This is a genomic window from Streptomyces sp. NPDC002306 (assembly GCF_053593435.1).
Genome location: NZ_JBSFCK010000003.1, coordinates 157,181 through 183,999 on the forward strand (window position 1 = coordinate 157,181; position 26,819 = coordinate 183,999).

17 protein-coding genes and 1 pseudogene are annotated in these 26,819 nt (G+C 72.0%); 8 read left to right on the forward strand and 10 right to left on the reverse strand.

From position 1 onward, the window contains the following. Positions 1 to 1,852: 1,852 nt before the first annotated feature. A pseudogene (locus ACWCQK_RS08325) lies at positions 1,853 to 2,606 on the reverse strand (serine/threonine-protein kinase); the annotation flags it as partial. A 297-nt stretch (positions 2,607 to 2,903) separates the two neighbouring features. Here ACWCQK_RS08325 and ACWCQK_RS08330 point away from each other — a divergent pair. Then, entirely contained in the window at positions 2,904 to 3,626 is a 723-nt protein-coding gene (locus tag ACWCQK_RS08330) for a hypothetical protein (RefSeq protein WP_451153207.1), read from the forward strand. A gap of 98 nt (positions 3,627 to 3,724) precedes the next feature. Here ACWCQK_RS08330 and ACWCQK_RS08335 read toward each other — a convergent pair whose 3' ends face one another. Next, positions 3,725 to 4,306, reverse strand: a complete 582-nt coding sequence (locus ACWCQK_RS08335; RefSeq protein ID WP_451153209.1) for a biotin transporter BioY — start codon at positions 4,304 to 4,306, stop codon at positions 3,725 to 3,727. A 439-nt stretch (positions 4,307 to 4,745) separates the two neighbouring features. On the opposite strand from ACWCQK_RS08335, the gene ACWCQK_RS08340 reads away from it, so the two are divergent. Continuing rightward, a complete protein-coding gene (locus tag ACWCQK_RS08340; protein ID WP_451153211.1) occupies positions 4,746 to 6,128 on the forward strand; it encodes an amino acid permease in 1,383 nt (460 codons plus the stop codon). Positions 6,129 to 6,397: 269 nt separating this feature from the next. Then, entirely contained in the window at positions 6,398 to 6,628 is a 231-nt protein-coding gene (locus ACWCQK_RS08345; protein ID WP_451153213.1) for a hypothetical protein, read from the forward strand. A 24-nt stretch (positions 6,629 to 6,652) separates the two neighbouring features. Here ACWCQK_RS08345 and ACWCQK_RS08350 read toward each other — a convergent pair whose 3' ends face one another. Further along, positions 6,653 to 7,315: a mycothiol-dependent nitroreductase Rv2466c family protein gene (locus tag ACWCQK_RS08350; protein ID WP_451153215.1), complete on the reverse strand. Its 663-nt coding sequence runs from the start codon at positions 7,313 to 7,315 to the stop codon at positions 6,653 to 6,655. 185 nt (positions 7,316 to 7,500) lie between these two features. On the opposite strand from ACWCQK_RS08350, the gene pepN (ACWCQK_RS08355) reads away from it, so the two are divergent. After that, positions 7,501 to 10,077 carry an aminopeptidase N gene (gene pepN / locus ACWCQK_RS08355; protein ID WP_451153217.1) on the forward strand — a complete coding sequence of 859 codons (2,577 nt, stop codon included), beginning with the start codon at positions 7,501 to 7,503 and terminating at the stop codon, positions 10,075 to 10,077. Between the two features lie 206 nt (positions 10,078 to 10,283). Then, positions 10,284 to 11,342: a hypothetical protein gene (locus tag ACWCQK_RS08360; protein WP_451153219.1), complete on the forward strand. Its 1,059-nt coding sequence runs from the start codon at positions 10,284 to 10,286 to the stop codon at positions 11,340 to 11,342. Positions 11,343 to 11,605: 263 nt separating this feature from the next. Here ACWCQK_RS08360 and ACWCQK_RS08365 read toward each other — a convergent pair whose 3' ends face one another. From ACWCQK_RS08365 to ACWCQK_RS08375, 3 genes are all read right to left on the reverse strand, one after another. Then, on the reverse strand, positions 11,606 to 12,811 hold the full coding sequence (locus tag ACWCQK_RS08365) for a glycosyltransferase (RefSeq protein WP_451153221.1): 1,206 nt from the start codon (positions 12,809 to 12,811) through the stop codon (positions 11,606 to 11,608). Between the two features lie 207 nt (positions 12,812 to 13,018). After that, positions 13,019 to 14,782, reverse strand: coding sequence for a TIGR03767 family metallophosphoesterase (locus ACWCQK_RS08370; protein ID WP_451153223.1), 1,764 nt, complete (start codon positions 14,780 to 14,782; stop codon positions 13,019 to 13,021). A gap of 278 nt (positions 14,783 to 15,060) precedes the next feature. After that, positions 15,061 to 15,522, reverse strand: coding sequence for an NUDIX hydrolase (locus tag ACWCQK_RS08375; protein ID WP_451153225.1), 462 nt, complete (start codon positions 15,520 to 15,522; stop codon positions 15,061 to 15,063). Positions 15,523 to 15,808: 286 nt separating this feature from the next. Between ACWCQK_RS08375 and ACWCQK_RS08380 the strand changes: the two genes are divergently transcribed. Further along, positions 15,809 to 19,120 (forward strand): S8 family serine peptidase, encoded by a 3,312-nt coding sequence (locus ACWCQK_RS08380; protein ID WP_451153227.1) that lies wholly within the window; start codon positions 15,809 to 15,811, stop codon positions 19,118 to 19,120. Positions 19,121 to 19,224: 104 nt separating this feature from the next. On the opposite strand, the gene ACWCQK_RS08385 is transcribed toward ACWCQK_RS08380, so the two are convergent. Together ACWCQK_RS08385 and ACWCQK_RS08390 are read right to left on the reverse strand one after the other, a co-directional pair. Next, on the reverse strand, positions 19,225 to 20,013 hold the full coding sequence (locus ACWCQK_RS08385) for a hypothetical protein (RefSeq protein ID WP_451153229.1): 789 nt from the start codon (positions 20,011 to 20,013) through the stop codon (positions 19,225 to 19,227). Position 20,014: 1 nt separating this feature from the next. Beyond that, a complete protein-coding gene (locus ACWCQK_RS08390) occupies positions 20,015 to 20,551 on the reverse strand; it encodes a sigma-70 family RNA polymerase sigma factor (protein ID WP_451153231.1) in 537 nt (178 codons plus the stop codon). A gap of 339 nt (positions 20,552 to 20,890) precedes the next feature. Between ACWCQK_RS08390 and ACWCQK_RS08395 the strand changes: the two genes are divergently transcribed. After that, complete coding sequence (locus ACWCQK_RS08395) at positions 20,891 to 21,913, forward strand: aspartate-semialdehyde dehydrogenase (RefSeq protein WP_451153233.1); 1,023 nt, start codon at positions 20,891 to 20,893, stop codon at positions 21,911 to 21,913. A gap of 80 nt (positions 21,914 to 21,993) precedes the next feature. On the opposite strand, the gene ACWCQK_RS08400 is transcribed toward ACWCQK_RS08395, so the two are convergent. After that, entirely contained in the window at positions 21,994 to 22,584 is a 591-nt protein-coding gene (locus tag ACWCQK_RS08400) for a DUF1203 domain-containing protein (protein ID WP_451153235.1), read from the reverse strand. Positions 22,585 to 22,696: 112 nt separating this feature from the next. Here ACWCQK_RS08400 and pepN (ACWCQK_RS08405) point away from each other — a divergent pair, with 112 nt between their 5' ends. Continuing rightward, on the forward strand, positions 22,697 to 25,279 hold the full coding sequence (gene pepN / locus ACWCQK_RS08405; RefSeq protein WP_451153237.1) for an aminopeptidase N: 2,583 nt from the start codon (positions 22,697 to 22,699) through the stop codon (positions 25,277 to 25,279). A gap of 156 nt (positions 25,280 to 25,435) precedes the next feature. Here the strand turns inward: pepN (ACWCQK_RS08405) and ACWCQK_RS08410 are convergent, their stop codons facing one another. Next, positions 25,436 to 26,707 (reverse strand): M14 family zinc carboxypeptidase, encoded by a 1,272-nt coding sequence (locus tag ACWCQK_RS08410; RefSeq protein ID WP_451153239.1) that lies wholly within the window; start codon positions 26,705 to 26,707, stop codon positions 25,436 to 25,438. Positions 26,708 to 26,819 lie beyond the last annotated feature (112 nt).

A 26,819-nucleotide genomic window follows, 5' to 3' on the forward strand; every position in this document is an offset into this window, starting at 1 on the left:
CCGCCACCGGACACTGGACCTTGAGGGGTGCTGGTCTCGGACGTTCCGCCAGGCAATGAGCCGACCCCGGACCCCGGACCGGGACGGGAACCGGTCCCGGACCCCGGACCAGAAACCGAGCCGCCACCGGACACTGGACCTTGAGGGGTGCTGGTCTCGGACGTTCCGCCAGGCAATGAGCCGACCCCGGACCTCGGACCGGGACGGGAACCGGTCCCGGACCCCGGACCAGAAACCGAGCCGCCACCGGACGCCGGACCCTGCGGTGTGCTGGTCCCAGACGCTCGGCCGAGCAATGGGCCAGCCCCGGAGCCCGGATCGGGGGGCGAACCGGTCCCAGACTCTCCGCCAGGCAGTAAGTCGGCCTCGGACCCCGGACCGGGGTGCGAGGCGGTCCCAGACGCCGGGCCGGGGGGTGAGCCGGTCTCAGACTCCGGACCGGAAACTGAGCCGCTATCGGGCCCCGGACCGGGAGGGGAGCCCGTCCCGGACGCGCGGCCAGGCGACGAGCCAGCCTCGGACGCCGGACTGAGGGGTGAGGCGACCTCGGACGTACGGCCAGGCAACGGGCCGGACTCGGAGGCCGGACTCGGGCGTCGGCCGGTCCCCGACCACGGACCGGGGGGCGAACCGGTCCCAGACCCCGGACCGGAAAGTGAGCCGCTGTCGGGCCCCGGACCGGGAGGCGGGGCGGTCTCGGGCGTCTGGTCGGAGACACCCTCGTCCTGCGGACCACGATCGGGTGTCTGGTCCGGCGCAGGCGTGGTGCGAGGTGTTGGCCCATGCCCCGATCCCGAGGCCGGCGCGGGGCCGGGACCGGCTCCGGACGCCTGGCTTGAGGCCGCGGCGGCTCCGGGCACCGAGCCAGGCGAAGAGTCGGTCCCCGGCCTCGGCTCGAAGGGCGAGCCAGGTCCGGACGTCGGCGCGGCAGGGACGGTGGATCCGGGCTGCGACGCCGAAGTGGACGGCGCTTCCGGCGTCGGCTCGGCCACCGCCACGGACTCGGCCCTTGCCTCCGGCTCAGCCCCCGCCACGGGGCGAACCCCGATCCCAGGCTCCGGCACGCTCCTGTCGGCCGGCCCTGTCCCGGCACCGGGTACTGCTCCTGGCCCGGGAGCCTCCTTCGCCCCGTGCCCTGCCTGCACGCCAGGTACTGCCGCTGGCCCGTGCCCTGTACCTACGCCCGGCCCTGCCTGTCCCCCAGCCTCTGCATCGGCTTCGGGCGCTGGCGCCACCCCGGGCTGCGGCTCAGCCCCAGGCCGTGGATCCGCCCCAGCCCCTGAATCCACCCCAACTTCCGCTTCCGCCCCAAATACCTCTGCCGCCAAGGGCCTTTGCTGCAACCCGGGCCACGCTCCCGCCCCAAGTTCCGCTTCCGCCCCGGGCCCTGCTCCCGTCCCGCGCCCCGACTCCCCCCTGAGCCCCGAATCCACCCCAGGCCCCAAGTCAGCCCCAGGTCCTGAGCCCACCCCGGACTCCGAGCCCACCTCGAACCCCGAATCCACCCCATGCCCGGAAGCCGCCCCAGGCCTCGCCTCCGTCCCAAGCCCCGCCTCCTGCCCTGGCGCGGTTCCAGGTGGCCCCGGCGCTGTCGGCTGCCCTGGCTCCGGTGCCGGCCTCGGGTAGCTCCCAGCGTCCGCCGGTGGCGGGACGACCCCGCCGGTCGTCGGCAGATGGGCCCCACCCGCCGGCGGCGGGACGACCGCATCAGCCGGTGATGAGGCGGCCCCGGCCGCCGGTGGCAGAGGGGCTCCGCCCGGGGGCGGGTGTCCACTGCTCGGGATCGGGGGGTCGGGGGTGGGCCGGGGATCGCCTGAGGTGATCGGTCCGCCTACCGCCAGCGTCGGTGTCCGGGGCGGGAACGCGACCGGTCGCAGCGCCGACTCCACCTCCTCCAGGGACGGGCGCACCGACGGGTCCTTCTCCAGGAGCGCGGCCAGGACGGCCCGTAACGGACCGGAAAGGCGCGGGAGTTCGGGCTCCTCGTAGAGGACCGCGTGCAGGGTCGCCAGCGTCGTGTCGCGGGAGAAGGGCGAGCGGCCGCCGAGGGCCGCGCACAGCGTCGCGCCCAGGGACCACACGTCGGAGGGCGGCCCCTGGCGGCGGCCGGATATGCGCTCGGGAGCCATGTAGTCGGGCGAGCCGACCAGCATGCCGACCATGGTGAGCGCCTTCGCGTCCTGCATCGCGGCGATACCGAAGTCCGTCAGGACCACGCGTCGTCCGCCGCTCTCCACCAGCACGTTGCCCGGCTTGATGTCGCGGTGCAGGACACCGCCGGCGTGCACCTGCCGCAGCGCCGCGACCAGGCCGAGGCCGACGCGCGCGGTCTCTCCCGGGCTCAGCGGGCCGTCCTCCGCGATGACCCGCTCCAGGGAGCGTCCGGCCACCAACTCCATGACGATCCAAAGGCGTTCGCCCTCGTCCACCACGTCGTACACGCGCACGACGTGGGGGTGGTCGATCCGGGCCGTCGCCCTGGCCTCACGCAGTGTGCGTTCACGACGGGTACGGGTGTCCTCCGCGTCGAGTCCGTCGATGCGCATTTCCTTGACGGCGACCAGCCGGTCGAGCATTTCGTCGACGGCTCGCCACACCCGTCCCATTCCGCCTTGGCCAATGCTTTCGACCAGCCGGTAACGCCCCGTCACCAGCAGCCCGGGAACACCGCCGCTCCTCGCGTTTCCCGAATTCCCCGCGTTTCCCAGGTTTCCCGCATTCCCCGGGTTTCCCGAGTTCCCCTGCAATCCGCTGCACCCCCCTCACCGGCAGTCCGAAAGGTCTCCACTGGCACATAATGGTCACACTTGGTGCCGTACCAGCATAGTGCGGAGAAATCTTGTGGTACCTCTTCAAGTACTGCGAATTCAGGCGCAGTCCAGGGGGACGCAAGGGGGACGAACATGAGTTCTCGTCGGATGACGGCCATCGCGGGATCGCTGGTCACGGCATCTTTCTCGGCCGTGATGATCCTTCCGTTCACGGCCACCGCCGATGACCAGGGACCGGGCAGCAGCAAGGGGGGAAAGGCCGTTGACGAGGCACCGGCGGGCGTGAAGCTGACGACACTGCTGCCGGAGAAGATCTCGGTCGACAACAGTTCGAAGAAAACAGCGATCACCGCCACGGTGAAGAACGAAGGGACCAAGGACAGCGGCGACATCAGGCTTTTGGTGGTCGGCTTCGACGGCCTTGAGGTCACGGCCGTGCAAGGCTGCTCGGCGATCGCGGAAAAGGATCTGCCGCCGGGCTCGAACAGCGGTTTCAGTTGCGCCGTCGGCAATCTCGCGGCGGGCAAGTCGAAGTCGTACGACGTGTCCGCGACGTACGACCTGGGCAAGACCGGGAAGATCTGCCTGCCCGTGCAGACCACGGACGGGAAGAAGACCTTCTGGCAGCAGGGGCCGGTCCCGTTCGGCACGGTCAACCCGTCGCCGAACGCCCCTGCCACTCCGCTGCTGCTCGGCACCGACAACCAGCCCGTGGCGCCGGGCGGCGACGAGCTGCCCAAGACCGGCGTCGGACGCGATGTCCTGCCGCTCGGCGCGGCCGGCGCGGCACTGGTCGCGGCGGGTGCGGCCGGGCTGTGGTGGTCGCAGCGGGCACCGCGGGCCCGGCAGGGCTGAGCGGACCCAGGACCGCGGAAAACGGGGCCGGGGGCCGGGGTGCGCCATGCACCCCGGCCCCCGGCGAGCTTCCTGCGTGCGCCCGTGGCGCCCCGGCCTCAGCGCTTGGCGATCTTCCAGGCGGCGGGCAGCGCACCCATCGCCAGGGCCGCCTTCAGGGCGTCGCCGATCAGGAACGGGGTGAGGCCGGCCGCGATCGCGGCGGTGGCGGACATGCCGGTGGCGAGGGCCAGGTAGGGGACGCCGACGGCGTAGATGATCGCCTCGCCGAGCAGCATCGTGCCCGCCGTCCGCAGGACGGAGCGGTCGGCGCCGCGTCGGGCCAGGGCACCCACGACGGTGGACGCGAGCAGCATGCCGATGACGTAGCCGAAGGACGGAGCGGAGCCGCCGGAGGCGCCCTCCGCGAACCACGGCACGCCGGCGACGCCCGCCAGCGCGTACAGGGCGAGGGCGAGGAAGCCGCGGCCGGCGCCGAGGGAGGCGCCGACCAGCAGGGCGGCGAAGGTCTGGCCGGTGACCGGCACCGGGGAGCCCGGGACGGGGACCGAGAGCTGGGCCGCGAGGCCGGTGAGCACGGCTCCGCCGAGCACGAGGGCGATGTCCCGGACGCGGGACGCGGGGAGCAGGTCGGCGAGGACCTGTCCGGGCCGGGCGGTGGCAGTGGCGGCGGTGCTCATGGGGACTCCGCGAGGTGAGGGCAGCGAGGGACATCGTGACGCTATCCCAGCGGTCGCGGAGTGATCACCGTCAGCGTTCGACAAAGGGGGGATCGGGGGCTTGGTGGGCTTCGCACAAAGGAAGCCGGTTACGCGTGGTACGACGTGACGCCGGTCACTGAGGTCGGGTGGCATGGGCAACGGGGGCCGTCCGACCGGCGTCTGTAGGGTTTCGCCAACCCGGGCGAGGGGCACCGTACGGCGCTGCCCGGCCTGCCCAGCCCGCGCGGGCAGCGCGGAGCGTCAGCCCTCTCGCCTCCGCTCACCCTCACGTCGTAACCGGGAATTCACCCTGCGTACAGCAGCTGTCCGGATATTGAACGGCTTCTTCGTGTGGGCGGACGGCCTGCCCAGACTGTGGGCGATTTCGCCCGCCTATCGCACTGGACGAGCCGCGCCCATGCCCAGCACCTCCACCACGCAGACAGCTCCGCAGCAGGAGAACGCCTCCCTCTCCCACGGCCTCAAGCAGCGCCACCTGTCGATGATCGCCCTCGGCGGCGTGATCGGCGCGGGCCTGTTCGTCGGCTCGGGCGCCGGTATCGCCGCGGCCGGGCCGTCGATCGTCGTCGCCTACGCCGTGTCCGGTCTCCTCGTGATGCTGGTGATGCGGATGCTCGGCGAGATGTCCGCCGCATACCCGTCCTCGGGTTCCTTCTCCGCGCACGCCGAGCGGGCCATCGGCCCCTGGGCCGGGTTCACCGCGGGCTGGGCCTTCTGGGTCCTGCTGTGCACGGCCGTCGGCCTGGAGGGCATCGGCGCCGCGAAGATCGTCACCGGCTGGCTGCCGGGCACCCCGGAGTGGGCCTGGGTGGCCCTCTTCATGCTCGTCTTCTGCGGGGCGAACCTGGCCGCCGTGAAGAACTTCGGCGAGTTCGAGTTCTGGTTCGCGGCCCTGAAGGTCGGCGCGATCAGCCTGTTCCTGGTGCTGGGCGTGCTGGCCGTGGCCGGTGTCCTGCCGGGCACCGACTCCCCGGGCGCCGCGAACCTCACCGACTTCCTCCCGCACGGCGGCGAGGGCCTGGTCGTCGGCCTGCTCGCGTCGGTCTTCGCCTACGGCGGCCTGGAGACGGTCACCATCGCGGCCGCCGAGTCACAGGACCCGGTCAAGGGCGTGGCGAGCGCGGTCCGTACGGCGATGTGGCGCATCGCGCTGTTCTACGTCGGCTCGATGGCGCTGATCGTCACCCTCGTCCCCTGGGACGCGAAGGAGATCGTGGACAAGGGCCCGTACGTGGCCGCCCTCGACCGTCTCGGCATCCCGGGCGCCGGCCAACTGATGAACGTGGTCGTGCTGGTGGCGCTGCTGAGCGCGATGAACGCCAACGTCTACGGCTCCTCGCGCATCGCGTACTCCCTGGTGGCGCGCGGGCAGGGCCCGAGGGCGCTGGCGAAGGTGTCCGGCGGGGTGCCGCGGGTCGCCGTCCTCACCTCCTGCGTCTTCGGTTTCGTCTGCGTGGTGCTCAGTTACTGGCGGCCCGACGACGTCTTCCCCTGGCTGCTGAACATGATCGGCGCGGTCATCCTGGTCGTCTGGATCTTCATCGCCGTCTCGCAGCTGCGGCTGCGCGGCAGGCTGGAGCGGGAGGCGCCGGGCGGGCTGGTCGTGCGGATGTGGGCGTTCCCGGCGCTGACCTGGATCGCGTTGGCCGGCATGACGACGGTCTTCGTCCTGATGGCCCGTGAGCCCGGCACCCGGGTGCAGCTGTACTCGACGGGCGGGATGACGCTGGTCCTCGCGGCCGTCGGCTACGCCCGGCAGCGGGCGCGCGCCCGCGGCTGACCGGGCTCCCCCGCCCGAAAGGCCCTCACGGCGCACCCGTGAGGGCCTTTTTGTTGCTAGCGTGTAGTTGCAACTTATTCGCAATAAGAGTTGCCGCGTGTCGTCCCGCCTCGTGATCGTCTTCTCACCCTTCACGCAGGCGGGCGGAATGAAGAAGACCCCCGCGAGGACGTGACTCGCGGGGGTCTTCGCGCGCCATGGCGCGCGCCCCCGTCCCGGTGATACGAGAGATCCGGTGACGAAGGCAGGGCGACGGGACGGAGGGGCGTGTGACCACCAAGTACCTGGACTGCCGCAACTGCGGCGACATGCAGGACTTCAGGCCGCTGACGGACGAGGAGAAGGACGCCGTCAGATCCGTGGTCGAGGTGTCGTACGTGCACGACTACTGGCGCTGCACCGCCGTCGGCTGCCTCCGGTTCCAGCGCTGGTACGCCAAGCGGGACGGGGCGAGCCTGCCGGAGGAGTTCCGGGTGCCCGCCCCGCCCGAGGCGGAGTGACCGCCACCGGGCGGCCGCGGCCGCTCAGAGGTTGCTGAAGTCGGGGCCCTGGGTGCGGGAGCGCTTGATCTCGTAGAAGCCCGGGACCGAGGCGACCGCGAGGGTGCCGTCCCAGAGGCGGGCGGCCTCCTCGCCCTTGGGGGCGGGGGTGACGACCGGGCCGAAGAAGGCGATCTGCTCGCCGTCGGGGCCGGGGACGGCGATGACCGGGGTGCCGACGTCCTGGCCGACCTTCTCGATGCCCTCCTTGTGGGAGGCGCGCAGTTCGGCGTCGAACTCGAAGTCCTCCTGCTCCGCGTAGTCGATCAGGTCGGCGGGCAGGCCGACGTCGGCGAGCGCGCCGGCGATGGCCTCCAGGGTGGGGCCCTCCTCGTTGTTGTGGATGCGGGTGCCGAGGGCGGTGTAGAGCGGGCCGAGGACGTCGGCGCCGTGCTTCTGCCAGGCCGCGGTCACCACACGCACCGGCTTCCACGCCTGGGTGGCGAGCATCTCGCGGTACTCCTCCGGCAGTTCGTCCAGCCGGTTCTCGTTCAGTACCGCCAGGCTCATGATGTGCCAGCGGACCTCGATGTCGCGGACCTTCTCCACCTCCAGCACCCACCGGGACGTCATCCAGGCCCAGGGGCACAGGGGATCGAACCAGAAGTCGACGGGGGTCTTGGCGGGCGTGGTCGCGGTGTCGGACATGGCTCTCCTAAGGATGCGGACTCTGGCTGTCGCAACACCGACCTCCACCACCCCATTCCCGGATGCCCGGCGTCAGGGGCGCATGGCAGGATCGGTCCTGTTCCGCCGCATCCGAGACGTATCCAATCCGTCGCATCAGCGACGTATCCACGACGTGTCCGACATGTCCAGAGGGAGTGCCGCCCGTGCCCGGTGAGAATCTGACCCGCGACGAGGCCCGGGAGCGGGCCGCCCTGCTGTCCGTCGACGGGTACGACGTGTCCCTCGACCTGCGGTCCGCCCTCGGCGACGGGGACGAGGAGCCGCGCACCTTCCGCTCGGTGACCACGATCCGCTTCCGCTGCGGCGAGCCGGGCGCGTCGAGCTTCGCGGACCTGATCGCGCCGGAGGTGACGGCCGTCTCGCTGAACGGCAGGGACCTCGACCCGGGGGCCGTCTTCGACGGGTCGCGGATCCTGCTGGAGGAACTCGCCGCGGACAACGAGCTCGTCGTGGACGCGCGGTGCGCGTACTCCCGCACCGGCGAGGGCATGCACCGCTTCGTCGACCCCGAGGACGGCGAGGTGTACCTGTACACCCAGTACGAGCCGGCCGACTCCCGCCGGGTGTTCGCCAACTTCGAGCAGCCCGACCTCAAGGCGCCGTTCCGCTTCGAGGTGCGGGCGCCGGAGGGGTGGGTCGTGTGGAGCAACGGGGCCGGGACACTCACCGACGGGGTCTGGCGGTTCGCCGAGACCGAGCCGATCTCGACGTACATCACGTGCGTGACGGCGGGCCCCTACCACTACGTGACGGACTCGTACTCCCGCACGTTCGCCGACGGCACGACGCTGGAGATCCCCCTCGGCGCCCTGTGCCGCAAGGGCCTGGCGCCCTACTTCGACGCGGACGACGTCTTCCTCGTCACCAAGCAGGGCCTGGACTTCTTCCACGACCACTTCGACTACCCGTACCCGTTCGGGAAGTACGACCAGGCGTTCGTGCCCGAGTACAACCTCGGCGCGATGGAGAACCCGGGACTGGTCACCTTCCGGGAGGAGTTCATCTTCCGCGGGAAGGTGACGCAGGCGTCGTACGAGAGCCGCGCCAACGTGATCCTGCACGAGATGGCGCACATGTGGTTCGGCGACCTGGTCACCATGGTGTGGTGGGACGACCTGTGGCTGAAGGAGTCGTTCGCCGACTTCATGGGCACGTTCGCCAACGTCGGCGCGACCCGCTTCACCGACGCCTGGATCACCTTCGCCAACCGCCGCAAGGCCTGGGCGTACCGCGCGGACCAGCTGCCCTCCACGCACCCGATCACCGCGGACATCCGCGACCTCCAGGACGCCAAGCTCAACTTCGACGGCATCACCTACGCCAAGGGCGCGAGCGTCCTGAAGCAGCTGGTGGCCTACGTCGGCCAGGACGCGTTCCTGGAGGGCGCCCGGCGCTACTTCAAGCGCAACGCCTACGGCAACACCCGACTGGGCGACCTGCTGTCGGTGCTGGCGGAGACCAGCGGGCGGGACATGGCCGCCTGGGCCCGGTCCTGGCTCCAGACGGCCGGGGTCAACTCCCTGACCCCGCAGGTGCTGCTGGACGCCGAGGGCCGGATCGCGGAACTGGCCGTGCTCCAGGAGGCCGCCGAGTCCCACCCCGAGCTGCGCCCGCACCGGGTGGCGATCGGCCTGTACCGGCGCACCGCGGACGGCGCCCTGGAGCGGTACGCGCGCGCGGAGGCGGACGTCGACGGTCCGCGTACGGTCATCACGGAGCTGGCCGGCGCGCAGGCTCCGGAGCTGGTCCTCGTCAACGACGACGACCTGACGTACTGCAAGATCCGCTTCGACGACACCTCGCTGGCGGCGCTGCGCGAGCACCTCGGCGACATCACCGACCCGCTGGCCCGCGCCCTGTGCTGGTCGGCGCTGTGGAACCTGACCCGGGACGCGCTGCTTCCGGCGCGGGACTTCGTCGACCTGGTGCTGCGGTTCGCGGGGCGCGAGTCGGACATCGGTGTGCTCCAGATGCTGCACACGTGGGCCGGCTCGGCGCTGGTCCACTATGTGGCGCCGCAGTGGCGGGAGACGGGTGAGCGGCTGCTCGCGGAGGGCGCGCTGACGGAACTGCGGCTGGCCGAGCCGGGCAGCGAGCACCAGCTGGCGTGGGCGCGGTTCTTCGCGACGGTGGCCTCCGGTCCGGCCGACCTCCAGCTGCTGCTGGGCCTGCTGGAGGGCACGGCGAAGATCGACGGACTGACGGTCGACCAGGAGCTGCGCTGGGCGTTCCTGGAGCCGCTGGCGGCGCACGGGGCGGCGGACGAGGCGGCCCTGGCGGCCGAACTGGCCCGCGACGACACGGCGTCCGGCAGGCGCCACCAGGTCCGCTGTCTCGCCGCGCGCCCCTCGGCCGCGGTCAAGGCGCAGGCGTGGGCGCAGGTCGTCGAGTCGGACGCGCTGTCCAACGCGCTGGTCGAGGCGACGATCGCGGGCTTCGCGCAGCCCTCGCGGCGGGACCTGCTGGCGCCGTACACGGAGAAGTACTTCGCCGTCATCGACCGGGTGTGGTCGCAGCGGTCGATCCAGATCGGCATGGACGTGGTGCGCGGTCTGTTCCCGTCCCTCCAGGACTCCCAGGCGACGCTGGACGCCGCCGACGCGTGGCTGTCGGCCCACGAGGAGGCGGCTCCGGCGCTGCGCCGGCTGGTGCTGGAGTCGCGGGACGACCTGGCACGGGCGTTGCGTGGACAAGTGTGCGATGCGGCGGCGACCGGCTGATCCCACCCCAGGGATTGTGCGCTCCGTAGCCGTTACGGAATTCAGGCAATAGCAGCCGTAACCCCTGGTCCAACCCGAACGGACCAGGGGTTTTCCGTGCCTACTCGGCATCCGAACACTCGTCCTTTAGCTCCGTCTTGTCCGGATTTGTCGACGAGCGTGTAACAGCGGTTAAGGGGCGGATCGGACGAGGGAATCTCCCGGTCATGAACCACAACACCCCACTCCCCCCGGTCCCCCCGCTCTCCCCCCGCCCCGTGCACCACCCCTCCGGGGTGCACCGCCGGCTCATGACGGCCGGTCAGCTCCGCGCCCACGGCGTCTCCCCCTCGGAGACCAACGAGCAGTGCCGCGAGGGCGGTCCCTGGCAGCAGCTCCTGCCGAACGTGTTCCTGCTCCACCCCGGTCCGCCGACCAGCGAGGAGCGGCTGCACGGCGTGCTGATGTACGCGGCCCGCGAGGTGTCGCGGCCCGCGGTGCCGGTCCAGCCGAACGCCGGCGGGCCGCACCGCCCGGTGTACGCCGAGGCGATGATCACGGGCCTGGCGGCGCTGACCCTGCACGGCTTCACCTCCGCTCCCCCGCTGCCGTCGCTGGAGCGGATCGACGTCCTGGTGCCGCGACTGCGCCGGCTGCGTTCGACCGGCTGCGTGCGCATCGTGCGCACCCCCGCTCTGCCGACCCCGCAGCAGGTCACGGGTCTGCCGGTGGCGCCCGTCCCGCGCGCCCTGGCCGACGCGGTGGCCGAGCTCTCGGACGCGGACACCGTCCGCCGGCTGCTGACCGAGGCGGTACGCGGCGGACACTGCGAACCGGCCGTCGTCGTCCGCGAGTTGACCCAGTCGAAGCTGCTGAGCCGCCCGCACGTCGTGGACGCCGTGGACTCGCTGCTGGCCGAGGGCCGCGCGTTCGCGGAGGACCGCCTGTACCGGATGGTCCGGGAGTACGGCCTGCCCGACCCGGTGTGGAACGTCGACCTGCGGCTGCCGGGGGGCCCGCACCTGGGCGGCCTGGACGCCTACTGGCCCGAGCAGGCGGTGGCGATGGAGCTGGACACCCGGGCCCCGCGCCAGGACGAGGACGCGCTGTGGTCCGAGTACGCCCGCAAGCGCGAGCACCTGGAGCGGCTCGGCATCACGGTGGTCTACGTCACCCCGAAGAAGCTCCGGGAGGCGATGGAACAGCAGGCGGCGGTGGTCCGTACGGCCCTGATGGCGTCCGGGGACCGGGAACCCGCCGCGCACGTCGTGGTACTGCCCCGGTAGTGAAGGACAGGGCTCGCGCAGCAGGAGGGGAGAGGAGGGGCCGCCGGGAGCGAACCGGCGGCCCCTCCTCGTACGACCGGACCCACGACCACGACCGCGACCGTCGGCCTCCGCCGACCAGGATCGCGTCGCCCGCCGGGCGGAAACGAACGTTTCGGCCGGTCGGGCAGGGCGAGGTGACGTTCGCCGGCCGGGTGCCGCACACCCGTCACCGGGCGATCGACCGGCGCGCGGACCTGGCGCCCTGACCGTCCGCGCCGGCCCTACAGCGTCTCCGGCAGGGACGACCGGGTCGCCGCCGCGTGCACGTGGTCGATCAGTTCGGCGTACGACGCGATCATGCGCGTACGGCTGAACCGCTCGCGAGCGGCGGTGAGGGCCGCCGTGAGGGCGGGGCGGCCGGTGACCGCGTCGTGCCAGGCCCCGGCGACGGCCTCCGGGTCCGGCGCGGTGACGAACCCGAGCCCGGCCACGATCGCAGCGCTGTCGCCGACGTCGGTGGTCACCGGCACGGCGCCGCACATCATGCCCTCGATCAGGCACAGCGGGGCCGCCTCGCCCCAGCCGGAGGTCAGCGCGACCACGTCGGCACCGGCGTACACGACCTCCATGTCACGCCGTACGCCCAGCAGGTGCATCCGTCCGGCCGGGGGGCACTCGTCCCCGAAGGCGTCCGCGAGGTCCGCCGCGAGTTCCGGGTTGACCTCGGTCATGCCCGCGCCGCACATCAGCACGTGTCCGTCGGGCCGGTCGCGCAGCCAGGCGCGGGCGGCCCGCAGGAACAGGGGCACGTTCTTCATCGCCGCGTACCGGGCGGCGAAGACGATCACCGGCGCCGTGTCCGGGATGCCGAGCTCCGCGCGCAGCGCGACCCGCCGGGCCGCGTCGGGCCGGAAGCGGAGCAGGTCCACCCCGTTCGGGATCACGTGCAGCAGTTCGCCGGGGACCCCGGCGGCCTCGTACGCGTCCCGGGTCGACTCGGCGCAGCAGACACAGGCCGCGACCGTGCCGTCGGCGATCGCGGCCTTCAGCTCGTCGAGGGCGGGGCCCTGGTTCTCGGGGTCCGAGCGGTGCAGGGAGACCACGACCGGGCGGCGCGGCAGGCCCCCCTGGTTGAGCAGGGCGAGGGGCTGCTCCTTGAGCGACAGGATCACATCGGCGTCCGCCATGGCCCGGGCGGTTTCGGCCAGCTGCGGGCCGCTGAAAACGGCCGAATCGTCCCTGGGATCGACGGGGTGGCCGAGGGTGCCCACGGTCACCCCGGCCGCGGTCAGCGACCGGTAGCAGGCGTCGTCCTCCATCCGCTGCCGGGTGGCCTCACGGTGCACCTCCCCGTGAATGCTCAGCACCCGGTGGTACTGGCCGCCCTCGCGCAGCCCCAGCACCACGTCGGTGTGCAGAATCCGGGCACCGCCGGAGAAGAAACCCTCGTAGACCGACAGGACCCGCAGTCCGCGTCCGGTACGCATATGACCACCCGCCTTGCACACATATCAAGCCATCCCCGTGAAGTGCGGGTTAGCCGATATGAGGCGATACGGACATTGCATCCGCGTGAACACGGCGCTTCGTGTCCGTGTCCGCTCACTTACACACCTTCGCCGCGCGCTCTTACCTTTCCGGCACGGCGGAACCACGCCTCGAACACGTGTCGCCGTGCCCCCGGGCAGGTGGTCTCAGCCCTTCCTCAGCAGCAGTTCGGTGTTGCGGTCGCGGGCCTCGCCGGCCTTGTCGGCGCGGGCTCCGGGGGTGTTGAAGGCCAGCTCTCGGTAGAGGGCCGCGAGGCCGGTCTGGGAGAGGTCGGTGAAGTCCGTGCGGTGCGGGGCGGCGGACTCGATCAGCGTGGTGAAGAGGGACAGGGTCCCGTCCTTGTTGTCGGCCAGCTCGACGACCCGGGCGAGCTGCGGGTGGTCGACGTGGGAGGCGGTGGAGATCTCCCAGAAGGAGTGCCCGGCGGCGGACGTGTGCGAGGTGATGACGTTCTTGTGGATGTGGCCGTTCACCCAGGCCAGGACGCCCCGGTGGCGGCCGAGCAGGGAGACGACCTCCGCACCGCCGTGCCGGGCCTCGTGCGGGCGGGCCGGGTCGGGCCGGGTGTTCGACATCGTGCCGCTGGTGTGATGGCTGAAGACGATCGCGTAGGAGTCCTCGTTGTCGCGCAGGGTCCGCTCCAGCCACTTCAGCTGGGCGGTGCCGATCGAGCCGTTGTAGTGGCCCCCGGGGTCGGTGGTGTCGAGGCTGATGCCGAGCACGTCGTCGGCGATGCGGAAGCTGTAGTACTGGGTGCCGGCCAGCAGGTTCGCGGAGGTGTAGCCGTGCCCGACCGGCCCCGGTCCGGTGTGGGCCGCGTCGAGGTGGGCCTTGAGGTAGTCGGCGGGCGTGTAGGGGGCGCGGCGCTCGTCCGGGGTGACCGAGCGCATGTCGCGGGCGTGCGCCTTGAGGAGGTCGCGGAAGGCCACCCCCTGAGGGTCCTTGGCCTGCGAAATGGTCCGCTCCAGCTTCTCCACCTCGGCCGGGGCCAGGGTCATGAGCTTCTTGCCGCCGACCGCGTACTCGGCGAGATAGGAGTCGCCGTGCGCGTAGCAGCCGAGCGGCAGGGCGTCGTGGTTGCCGACGGTGGAATACCAGGGCAGGTTGAGGCCGGGGCTGTGCAGCTCGCGGGTCGCGGCGGCGAGGAAGCCCTCCAGGTGCGGGAAGCCGCGCTGCTTGTCGGCGTCGCGCACCGCGTGGTCGGGCTGCCAGTACAGCTTGAGACCGCTGTTCTGGACGCCCTCGTAGTGCCGCGGGTCACCGGAGTCGGGGGTGATGCGGCCGCCGCTCATGACGGTCAGGAACCACTCCAGCTCGGTGCGGGCGTTGTTGTCGGTGTTGTCGCCGGTGGTCATCGCGAAGTGCAGCGGCGAACCGGTGACGGGGGCGCCGCGCAGCGCGTTGACGCGCTCGACGAGGGAGACCGCTCCGTGCACGGTCAGCGCCTCGTGCGGCCGCCAGCGGGCGACGTCCGCCGACCGGAAGAACTCCAGCCGCAGGGGGTGCTGGCTGTCGATCAGGTGCAGGTCGGTGAGCTGCACGAAGGCCGCGAGCGCGGTACGGCGGTCGGCGCGGCCCGCCTTGGGCGCGGCCAGGTCGCCCCGGACCACACGCTTCCAGCCGGGTCCGTCGCCGAGGCGGCGGTAGCCGGAGCGCGTACGCGGGGCGGCGACGGTCGCCAGGGTGGTGCCCCGGGTGTACGGCGCGAGCGGGGCGGAGGCCACCGTACGGGACGAGGCGGCCGGGGCGTCCGTGGCGGGCGGCGCGGGTGTGGCGGGCGCCGCCTGACTGTCGGTGGGCCGCAGGGCGTAGCCGACGCCCGCCGAGACGGACGCGGCCGCGGTGACGGCGAGGACGGTGCGCCGGTTGACCCCCGGCGTGGACGTGCTGACAGAGCGTGTGCGCGACATGGCGCGGTCTCCCCGAGTGCGAACGCGTCGGCAGTGGTCGCGGGCCGCCGTTGGGCGCGAACTGCCCGCTCGTACCGGATGCTTGGCACTGGGGGTGGCCTGTGCGTGAACGAGGCCGCAACGCGCGGCGCCGATCGCCGTACGTGGATCTTGGGCCACCCGGGGCGCCCGGAGCCGCTCGCCGGATGGCCCGGAGACGGTCACTGCGTGTTCATTTTCCGGGGTAGTGCACCTATTTCCACGCCCCGCCGAGGCGTCCGCGCGACCGCGAGGCGCCTCTACTCCCGCGCCTGCGGGAAGCGTCCCGCGGCCGGGCGCTCCCGCCACAGTCCCAGGGCCACGTCGACCAGCGGGATGCGGTTCAGGCCGGGCACGGCGTCCAGGTGCTGCCAGGCCGCGAGGTCCGTGGAGCCGCCGACCTCGTTGCGCAGTTCGCCGCCGACCACCCGGCCCTCGTAGACGATCCGTACGCCGTGATGGTCGGTGGCGCGGCGCAGGCCTCCCCGGCCCAGGGTGTGGCGCACGGAGTGCATGCCGAGCAGGCCGGTCACCTCGATGCGGTAGCCGGTCTCCTCCGTCACCTCGCGCCGCACGGTGTCGTAGGGGTCCTCGCCGTGCTCCATGCCGCCGCCGGGCAGGACCCACTCCGGGGGGCCGTCGGGGGCGGGTGAGCGGGCGAGCAGGATCTGTCCGTCCCGGACGCAGACAGCGTAGGCGGCCACCCTCAACTTCTTTCGCACACCGGGACGTTAGCCGGAGATGTGATCACTCGGCCACCAATAAGGACACTACGCGCGTAGTTCATCCCGCCCACGGTCACAGGAATGTCACAGGGTGCGCGCTATGCACCTAAAGTCCATCGCGGGTTTTCCCCATACATCCATATCGTTTCGGTCAACCCTCCCCAAACTCCTGCCTCTTGGGTAAAGCTGAGCGATCATCCGGGGCCGCAATCCGGACGATCGCGACCAGGGCCGAACGGGTCCGGTCGCGCCACGCTCGTTCCTTTACCTACAAGGGATGCCGATGACCCTCACCCCCCAGCGTGAACCGATACCCGGCGCGAGACGCGTGGTCCGCATCGCCGTGGCCGCCGGTCTGGTGGCCGCGCTCTCCGCGGCCGGACCGATCCCCATGGCCTTCTCCGCCGGCCAGGCACCGGCCACGGCCGACCCGGGCGTCAAGTCCGCCGACGCGAAGCTCGGTTCCGACGACGCCGACCGGCTCGCCGCGGCCAAGGCGGACGGCGACAAGACCGTCACGCTGATGGTCGCGACCGCGCCCGGCCAGACCGAGCAGGTCGCCGAGAAGCTGGACGCGGTCAAGGGCGGCTCCGTGGGCCGCACCTACGACAAGCTCGGCTACGTCCGGGCCACCGTCCCGACGGGCGCGGCCGACTCGGCCATCGCGGCCGCCGCGAAGCTGTCCTCCGTGCAGGCCATCGACCTGCGGCAGGAGATCCAGCTCGACGACCCGACGCCGAGCGCGGACACCGCGAAGGGCACGAAGCCCACCGCGGGCACGGCGGCCGCCTACCCGGCTCCGGGCAAGAAGACCCCCGCCGAGAACCCGTACAACCCGTCCTTCGAGACGGGCGCCGTCGACTTCGTGCAGGACCACCCGAAGGCGGACGGCCGCGGGGTCACGATCGGCATCCTCGACTCGGGCGTGGACCTGGGCCACCCGGCGCTCCAGAAGACCACCACCGGCGAGCGCAAGATCGTCGACTGGGTGACGTCGACCGACCCGATCGTCGACAGCGACAACACCTGGCGCCCGATGGTCACCCCGGTCTCCGGGACCTCCTTCACCTACGGCGGCCGCACCTGGACCGCGCCGGCGGGCTCCTTCCAGGTCAGCTCGTTCAAGGAGTCGTACACCACCGGCGGCGACGCGGCCGGTGACGCCAACCGCGACGGTGACACCACCGACTCCTGGGGCGTCCTGTACGACCCGGCGGCCGGCACGGTCCGCGTCGACCTGAACAACAACTTCGACTTCACCGACGACACGCCGCTGAAGCCGTACAAGGACGGGTACCAGGTCGGCTACTTCGGTACCGACAACCCGGCGACCGACGTCGTCGAGCGCCAGCCGTTCGTCGTGCAGATCCGCAAGGACGTGCCGATGGACCCCTACGGCGGCGACTGGGTCGGCAAGAAGGCCGACTTCGTCAACATCGGTGTCATCGAGTCCGAGCACGGCACGCACGTCGCCGGTATCACCGCCGCCAACGGCCTGTTCGGCGGCCGGATGAACGGCGCGGCCCCGGGTGCGAAGATCGTCTCGTCCCGTGCCTGCACCTGGACCGGCGGCTGCACCAACGTGGCGCTCACCGAGGGCATGATCGACCTGGTCGTCAACCGCGGTGTCGACATCGTCAACATGTCGATCGGCGGCCTCCCGGCGCTGAACGACGGCAACAACGCGCGCGCCGAGCTCTACACGCGCCTCATCGACACCTACGGCGTCCAGCTGGTGATCTCCGCGGGCAACTCCGGCCCCGGCGCGAACACCATCGGCGACCCCGGCCTGGCCGACAAGGTCATCTCGGTCGGCGCGGGCATCTCCAAGGAGACCTGGGCCGCCAACTACGGCTCGGCCGTGACGACGAAGTACGCGCTGCTGCCCTTCTCCTCGCGCGGTCCGCGTGAGGACGGCGGCTTCACGCCGACCCTCGTCGCCCCCGGCGCCGCGATCAACACCACCCAGACCTGGCTGCCGGGCTCCCCGGTCGCCGAGGCGGGCTACACGCTGCCGGCCGGCTACTCCATGCTCCAGGGCACGTCGATGGCGTCCCCGCAGGCCGCCGGCGCCTCCGCGCTGCTGCTGTCGGCCGCGAAGCAGAAGGGCATCGCCCTCACCCCGGCCACCCTGCGCACGGCCCTGACCTCGACCGCCGACCACATCAAGAATGTGCAGGCGTACTCGGAGGGCGCGGGCAGCATCGACATCGTGGACGCCTGGGACGCCATCAAGGACGGCGCCACCGCCCACGACTACACCGTGAAGGCCCCGGTCGACACGGCGATCGACTACGCGCTGAAGACGCCGGGCTTCGGCACCGGCCTCTACGACCGCGAGGGCGGCCTCAAGTCGGGCCAGAAGAAGACGTACGACATCACCCTCACCCGTACGTCCGGCGCGGACAAGGCGATCCGGCACGAGCTGCACTTCGAGAACAACGCCGGTGGCACCTTCCGGATCGTCGGCTCCGACGAGGTGAGGCTGCCGCTGAACCAGCCGGTGACCGTCAAGGTCCAGGCCGCGCCGAAGTCCGCGGGCATCAAGAGCGCGATCCTCGAGCTCGACGACCCGCGGACCGAGGGCCTCGACAAGCAGATCCTCACCACGGTCGTGGTCTCGGCGCCGGTGAAGTACACCTACTCCGCGTCGAACACCGTCCAGCGCAACAGCTCGCAGTCGTACTTCGTGACCGTGCCCGAGGGCGCCAAGTCGCTGGAGGTCGCGATCGGCGGGCTGAAGGACAAGAGCCAGACCCGGTTCCTCGCCATCCACCCGTACGGCACGCCGGTCGACAACACCGGTACCCCGTTCTGCTACAACAACTACCTCGACGGCAACGGCTGCAAGCCCGACGTGCGTTCGTACGCGGACCCGCAGCCGGGCGTGTGGGAGATCGACGTCGAGTCGCGTCGTACGTCGCCGCTGCTCGACAACCCCTACAAGCTCGACGTCGCCGTGCTCGGCGCGGCCTTCGACCCGGCCACGGTGACCGTGCCCGAGGCCAAGGTGGGCGTCCCGTCCGCCGCCACCTGGAAGGTCACGAACAACTTCGCGGCCCTCGACGGCACGCTGGTGGGCGGCCCGCTCGGCTCGTCCAAGTCGGCCCGTCCCGCCATCAAGGAGGGCGAGACGCAGCTCACCACGGTGGAGGTCCCCGCGGGCGCCAAGTCGCTGGACGTCGCCATCGGCAAGGTCTCCGACGCGTCCGCCGACCTCGACCTGACGGTCTACAACGCGGCGGGCGCCACCGTCGGCCAGTCCGCCGACGGTGACTCGGAGGAGGCGGTCTCCCTCGCCTCGCCGGCCGCCGGCACGTACACCATCGAGGTCGTGGGCTACTCGGTCCCGGCCGGCTCGACCGACTACGACTACCAGGACGTCTTCTTCTCCGCCGCCCTGGGCTCCGTCGACGTCGGCGCGTCCGCGCCGGTGAAGCTCGGCACGGGTGCGTCGGCGACGCTCTCCGGCTCGGTCACCGCGCTGGCCCCGGCCCCCGCGGGACGCGAGTTCTTCGGCCAGGCCCAGCTGGTGAACGCGCGCGGCACCGTCGCGGGCGTCGCGAGCGTGAAGATCGAGAAGGTCACGCCGTAACGACCGGCACGACAGCGGGGGCGGGCGTCCGGACGGGCGCCCGCCCCTTTCTCATGTCTCAGTGTCGCGTGCCGCGCGCCGCGTGTCGTGTGCGCCGCCGGCGGTCACCGGCATTGGAGGGCGCGCGAGCCGGACAGCGCGCGCAGGACACCGTTCCGTTCCCTGGCCACCGCGTCGGCTCCGGTGATCCAGGCGTCGGCGTAGGCGGAGTGCTGCGGCACGACGACGAGGACGTGTTCCCCCGCGTGGGGATCCTGGCCGACCTCCCGCTCCAGCAGGAACCTGACATCGGCCGGGATCTCGTCCGGTTTGTAGGAACGGGTCACCCGCAGCATCACGCGCCGCTGCGTGGTGCCCGGGACCGGCTCCACGTCCGTCACGTCGCCCTCGACGACGAGCCGGGCGCACGCGAGGTAGTCCGGATTCTCCAGCCTCGCTCCGGCGCTCGCCTCGGCCGCCTTGTCGTCCGCCCCGGCGGCGCTGTCCGAGGCGGCGGAACCCGCTCCCGCCCCGCTCCCGCCCCGCACGACCAGCCAGCCCAGCCCGACCACCATCACCCCGGCGGCCGCGACGGCGACGGCGCGGAAGGCGAGGGTGAGCCTGCGGGGCCGAGGCCGGGTGGGCCGGGTCCCGGACGGCCGGGCCGACGCGGGTACGGGCACCCGAACGGGCGCGGGCGCGGGATCGGGCGCCGGCTCGGGCCCGGTCAGGGCGTCCGCGATGAGGGCCAGCTGTTCCCGCAGCACCGCCACGTCGGCCGTCGCGGTGCGATGGGCCGCCAGGAAGGCGGGATCCGTGCGGGCGTGCCCGGACAGCGGGTCACCGGTGATCGCGGCCAGCAGGGCGTCCTGGCCCGCTTCACGGGCGTCGTGGCCGTCGTGTTCGGCGGTCATGTCACACCACCTCGTCCTCGTGCAGGCGGGCGCGCAGGGCCCGTACCGCCGTGTGCAGCCTGCTCTTGACCGTGCCCTCGGGTATGCCGAGTTCGTCGGCGATCGAACGGACCGGCAGATCGGCGTAGAAACGCAGGACCAGGACCTGCCGCTGCCCGTCCGGCAGCTCGTCCAGGCCCCGGGCGACGGCGAGGGAGAGCAGGCTGGTGTCCTCGCCGGAACCGGGTTCGGGCTGCCGCAGGGAGGCCAGACGCTCCCCGATGCGCTCCTGGCGGCGTTTGGCGCGATGCCAGTCCATGGCCAGGTTGGAGGCGACGACCGCCGCCCACGCCGACACGTCGCGCGGCGCCTCACGCCCGCTCGCGGCCCGCTCCAGCAGCCGCAGGCGGACCTGCTGCACCCCGTCAGGCAGGTCCGCCTGCGGCACCCCGCCCAGCGCGAGCACCGCCCGCACCCGGCGTTCCTGGGCCGCGTCCAGCGGGTCGTCGCCGGTCGCGGCGTCCGTCCCCCGGCCGCGCCGGGCCTTTCTGCGCAGCACAAGCCACCCCCTCAGCACGTTTCCCCTAGGACGCCGGCGGGGGCCGGAACGTTCGGCCCGGTGACCACGCGCGGCAGAGGCGTACGTCACATCATCGTGTGGGTGTGCCGGCGGGGGGCAGGGGCCGGAGCGGCACAGCTTGCGGCGCGGGGCCCTCACCGAGGGAATTTCTCCAGCTCAGCGGGGGTTTCGTAGGCAGGATCGGCAGGGACTGCGGGGCCGCCGTTTCCTCGTCCGCTGACGCGCCGGGGAAAGAACTGGACACACGGGCCGGGAACGGCCGCATGATGGAAACGCCCGTCAGTCACACACGAGCAAACGCACGCACAGGGAGTCGCCGTGAGGGTCGGAATCGTCGGAGCCACCGGTCAGGTCGGCACGGTCATGCGCAGGATCCTCAAGGAGCGGGACTTCCCGGTCACCGAGCTGCGTCTGTTCGCTTCGGCCCGCTCCGCGGGGACGGTCCTGGACGGCGTGACGGTGGAGGACGCGGCCGCCGCCGACTACTCCGGCCTGGACATCGTGCTCTTCTCCGCGGGCGGCGCGACCTCGAAGGCGCTGGCCGAGAAGGTCGCCTCGCAGGGCGCCGTGGTGATCGACAACTCCTCCGCCTGGCGCCGCGACCCGGACGTACCGCTGGTGGTGTCCGAGGTGAACCCGCACGCGATCGCCGACCGCCCCAAGGGCATCATCGCCAACCCGAACTGCACGACGATGGCCGCGATGCCGGTCCTGCGTCCGCTGCACGAGGAGGCCGGTCTGGAGGCGCTGGTCGTCGCCACCTACCAGGCGGTGTCCGGCTCCGGCGTCGCGGGCGTCGCCGAGCTGCACGGGCAGGCGCAGAAGGTGATCGCCGACGCCGACAAGCTCACCCACGACGGCGGGGCGGTGGACTTCCCCGAGCCGCAGGTCTACCAGCGCCCCATCGCCTTCAACGTGATCCCGCTCGCCGGGTCCCTCGTGGACGACGGCCTGAACGAGACGGACGAGGAGCAGAAGCTCCGCCACGAGTCCCGCAAGATCCTGGAGATCCCCGAGCTGAAGGTCTCCGGCACGTGCGTGCGCGTCCCGGTCTTCTCCGGCCACTCCCTCCAGGTCCACGCCCGCTTCGCCCGCCCGATCGGCGTGGAGCGCGCGACGGAACTGCTGGCCGGCGCCCCCGGCGTGGCCCTCTCCGAGATCCCGACCCCGCTCCAGGCGGCCGGCCAGGACGCCTCGTACGTCGGCCGGATCCGCACCGACGAGACGGTCGACAACGGCCTGGCCCTCTTCGTCTCCAACGACAACCTCCGCAAGGGCGCGGCGCTGAACGCCGTGCAGATCGCGGAGCTGGTGGCGGCCGAACTGACGGCCGCCCGCTAGGACGCTTCACGCGAGGGGCGGTCCTCTTCGACTCCGTCGGGGAGGGACCGCCCCTCGCGTGTGTCCGCCCAGGCCACGGTTCAGGGCCGCCGCACCTCGTAGAGGAAGCAGCCGTACTCGACCGCCCGCACGTGAACCAGGGCCACGGCCGGGTCGGCGAACGCCTCCTCGAAGGCCGGGCCGAACCCGCCCGGGTCCGTCACCAGGCGTCCGCCCAGGATGTGTCCGGCGGCGGAGTACCGGCGCAGCGTGCGACGGGCGTTCGTGAACGCGTACCCGTCGTCGTCGGCCGGTCCGTCGCACTCCCGCGCGTGGACGAAGACGGGGCCCTGTTCGTCGTAGGCCCCCGGATCGACGCCCCGCTCGGCGGCCCAGCGGCGCAGCGGGGCGTACGAGACCAGGGCGATCCGCTCGCCGGGCGCGCTGCGGCGCAGGCAGCAGCGCAGCGGGGCGCCGCCCTCCTCGTCCGTCACGGCGACCGCAGGCCGTCCCGCGTCGTCGACGGCGCGCAGTTCCCGCAGGACCGGCGGCTCGATGGGCCGCACCGGGTAGGCCGCTCTCCTCAGGTGCGCCGCTCGCGCGGTCGTCTCCGTCGTCGTGCCCGTCGTCGTGTCCGCTGTCGTGTCCGCCTTCATGCCGGTCGTCGTGTCGGTCGTCATGTCCGTCGTCATGTCCTCAGGCTCGCCCGGGTCGGCGATGTCCACCGGCGGGTTTTGGACATCGCGTTCCGTGCGGGTCCCGTGGAAGGATGACGCAACCCACACATAACGAGGAGATGACCGCGTGCCTGGCACAAACCTGACTCGCGAAGAGGCGCGGCAGCGGGCGAAGCTGCTCACCGTCGACTCGTACGAGATCGATCTCGACCTCTCCGGCGCTCAGGAGGGCGGTACCTACCGGTCCGTGACCACGGTGCGCTTCGACGTCGCCGAAGGGGACACGGAGTCCTTCATCGACCTGGTGGCCCCGGCCGTCCACGAGGTCACGCTCAACGGTGACGAACTCGACCCGGCCTCGGTGTTCGCCGACTCCCGGATCACGCTGCCCGGTCTGCCGGCCGGCCGTAACGTGCTGCGGGTCGTCGCCGACTGCGCGTACACCAACACCGGCGAGGGCCTGCACCGGTTCGTCGACCCGGTCGACCAGCAGGCCTACCTGTACACCCAGTTCGAGGTGCCGGACGCCCGCCGCGTCTTCGCCTCGTTCGAGCAGCCGGACCTGAAGGCCACCTTCCAGTTCACCGTGAAGGCGCCGGACGGCTGGACCGTCATCTCCAACTCGCCGACGCCCGAGCCGAAGGACGACGTCTGGGCCTTCGAGCCGACGCCGCGCATCTCGACGTACATCACGGCGCTGATCGTCGGTCCGTACCACTCGGTGCACAGCGTGTACGAGAAGGACGGGCAGAGCGTGCCGCTCGGCATCTACTGCCGTCCCTCGCTCGCCGAGTTCCTCGACTCGGACGCGATCTTCGAGGTGACCCGGCAGGGCTTCGACTGGTTCCAGGAGAAGTTCGACTACGCGTACCCCTTCAAGAAGTACGACCAGCTGTTCGTCCCGGAGTTCAACGCGGGCGCGATGGAGAACGCGGGCGCGGTGACCATCCGCGACCAGTACGTCTTCCGGTCCAAGGTGACGGACGCGGCGTACGAGGTGCGTGCGGAGACGATCCTGCACGAGCTGGCCCACATGTGGTTCGGCGACCTGGTCACCATGGAGTGGTGGAACGACCTGTGGCTGAACGAGTCGTTCGCCACCTACACGTCCATCGCCTGCCAGGCGTACGCGCCCGGCTCCCGCTGGCCGCACTCCTGGACCACGTTCGCCAACTCCATGAAGACGTGGGCGTACCGGCAGGACCAGCTGCCGTCCACCCACCCGATCATGGCCGAGATCAACGACCTGGACGACGTCCTCGTCAACTTCGACGGCATCACGTACGCCAAGGGCGCGAGCGTCCTGAAGCAGCTGGTCGCGTACGTCGGCATGGACGAGTTCTTCGCCGGCGTGCAGGCGTACTTCAAGCGCCACGCGTACGGCAACACGCGCCTGTCCGACCTGCTCGGCGCCCTGGAGGAGACCTCCGGCCGCGATCTGAAGACCTGGTCGAAGAAGTGGCTGGAGACGGCGGGCATCAACATCCTGCGTCCCGAGATCGAGACGGACTCCGACGGCGCGGACGGGGTGATCACCTCCTTCGCCATCCGGCAGGAGGCCCCGGCGCTCCCCGCCGGCGCCAAGGGTGAGCCGATCCTGCGCCCGCACCGGATCGCGGTCGGCCTGTACGACCTCGACGGCGGCACCGGCAAGCTGGTGCGCACCGAGCGCGTCGAGCTGGACGTCGACGGCGAGCTGACGGCCGTACCGCAGCTGGCCGGCCGGCGTCGTCCGGACGTGATCCTGCTCAACGACGACGACCTGTCGTACGCCAAGGTCCGCCTGGACGAGGAGTCCCTGGCGTTCGTGACGGAACACCTGGGCGACTTCGAGGCGTCGCTGCCGCGCGCCCTGTGCTGGGCGTCGGCCTGGGACATGACCCGCGACGGCGAACTCGCCACCCGCGACTACCTGTCCCTGGTGCTGTCCGGCATCGGCAAGGAGTCCGACATCGGTGTCGTGCAGTCGCTGCACCGCCAGGTGAAGCTGGCGATCGACCTGTACGCCGACCCGACGGCCCGCGAGGCGCTGCTGGCCCGCTGGACGGAGGCGACGCTGGCGCACCTCCAGTCGTCCACGCCCGGCGGCGACCACCAGCTGGCCTGGGCCCGGGCGTTCGCGGCGACCGCCCGTACGCCGGAGCAGCTGGACCTGCTGGAAGCGCTGCTGGACGGCTCGAAGGCGGTCGAGGGCCTGGCCGTCGACACGGAGCTGCGCTGGGCGTTCGTCCAGCGTCTGGCCTCGGTCGGCCGGTTCGACGAGTCGGAGATCGCGGCCGAGTACGAGCGGGACAGGACGGCCGCGGGTGAGCGCCACGCGGCGACCGCTCGCTCCGCCCGCCCGACCGAGGAGGCCAAGGCCGAGGCCTGGGCGTCGGTCGTCGAGTCCGACAAGCTGCCGAACTCCCTTCAGGAGGCCGTCATCGGCGGCTTCGTCCAGACCGACCAGCGCGAGCTGCTCGCCCCGTACACCGAGAAGTTCTTCGAGGCGGTCAGGGGCGTCTGGGACTCCCGTTCGCACGAGATGGCCCAGCAGATCGCGGTCGGCCTCTACCCGTCGATCCAGGTCTCCGAGGAGACCCTGAGCAGGACGGACGAGTGGCTGGCGGCCGCCGAGCCCGGCGCGGCGCTGCGCCGGCTGATCTCGGAGTCCCGCTCGGGCGTCGAGCGCGCGCTCAAGGCGCAGGCGGCGGACGCGGCCGCGTCCTAGCCGGCAGCGGGCTGGAGGGGCCGGCCTTGGTCGGCCCTGACAGGTAGTGGCCGGTCCTGGCAGGCGGGGACTGCTGGTCCTGGATGGCCCTTGGCCGCTCCTGGCAGACAGGGGCCGGCCTGGCAGGCAGGGGCGGAGGGCGGGTGACCGGGTCGGTCACCCGCCCTCCGTGCATACCCGGCGGGCGATGTCGATCATCGTCCGTACGTGCAGTCCGGTCTGCGCGGAGACGGGCACCCAGCGCGGTTCGTACGTCTTGGCGAGCTCCTGGCACCACTCCCGCACCAGGTCGCCGAGTGCCTCGGCGGTGCGGGGGTCGGTGCGGGCCAGGGTGCGGCGGGTCATGGCCGCGATCCGCAGCGGGATGCGGCGGGCGGCCGTGCCCAGGGTCGCGAAGTGGCCCCGGGAACCGCCGCGTTCCTCCGTCGCCCAGGTGCCGACGATCGCCGGCGCCACGTCGAGGAGTTCCCTGGCGGCGTCGTGCAGGGGCGCCAGGTCCTCGGCCACGGGAACGCGGGCCGGGGCGGTGGCGGGGGCGTCCCGGCCGTCGGACAGTACGGCCTCCAGTTCCCGGGTGCGGGCCAGCAGCAGCTCACCGACCCGGGCGACCTCCCGTTCCGGGTCGGCGACGGGACGGGCGTCGCTCACCGCGGGGACGGCCCAGGCGGGCGCCTCGACGAGGGCGGTCAGGGTGCCGTGCCGCAGCGGGTGCAGCCAGGTGCTTCCGGCGACGAAGCCGCTGGGATCGCGTTCGCTTCCCCCGCCGTGGTCGGGGAGCAGCAGCACGCCCGGCGGGTCCGGGTGCCAGTCGGGGCCGTCGCAGGGGTGGTCGTCGAGGGGGACGCGCAGGCGTGCCGCCGTCTCCCGGAAGGCGCGGGCGGCCCCGGCGACCTCCCGCGTCAGCATCGCGAAGGCGCCGCCGAACTCGATGCCGTGCAGGGTGAACTGCGCGACGGGCCTGAGCTCGTCCAGCAGCCGTACCAGCGTCGCCGACTCGGGCAGCGGTTCGCGCTCCTCGCCCGGCGCGGGCAGCGACTCCGGCTGGCGGGCGAAAGCGGGCCGGTAGAAGTGGCGGTGGCACTCCTCCAGGGACGGTTCCGGCTCCCGGGGTGCCCAGCCGTGCGCGAGGTGGGCGCCGTCGGGGTCGAGGCAGAACAGGAAGTGCCAGGTGCAGCCGAGCCGTTCGAGCACGCGTGGTCGGCGTGCGAGCAGCCGGGCCAGGCGCAGTGCGGAGGCGCCGCCCACGGGTTCGTTGGCGTGCGCGCCGCCGACGGTCAGGATCTGCCGGTCGCCGTGCCCGGCGGACAGCAGCCACAGCGGGCGCCCGGCCCGGCTCTCACCGACGGCGCGCAGTCGCAGTACCGCGGGCGCCGCCGCGGCCAAGGCGCGGGCCTGTCGCTCCAGTTCTCCGACGGACGGATACAACACGCGGCCCTTCGTCTCAACTCGCCTTTCATGCACGGCACTTGACACAGCAGGCAAGGGTCGTCCCGGCGCCCGGGGGTGTCAAGGGCGCGGCTTCGCCACCCCGTCTGCCACC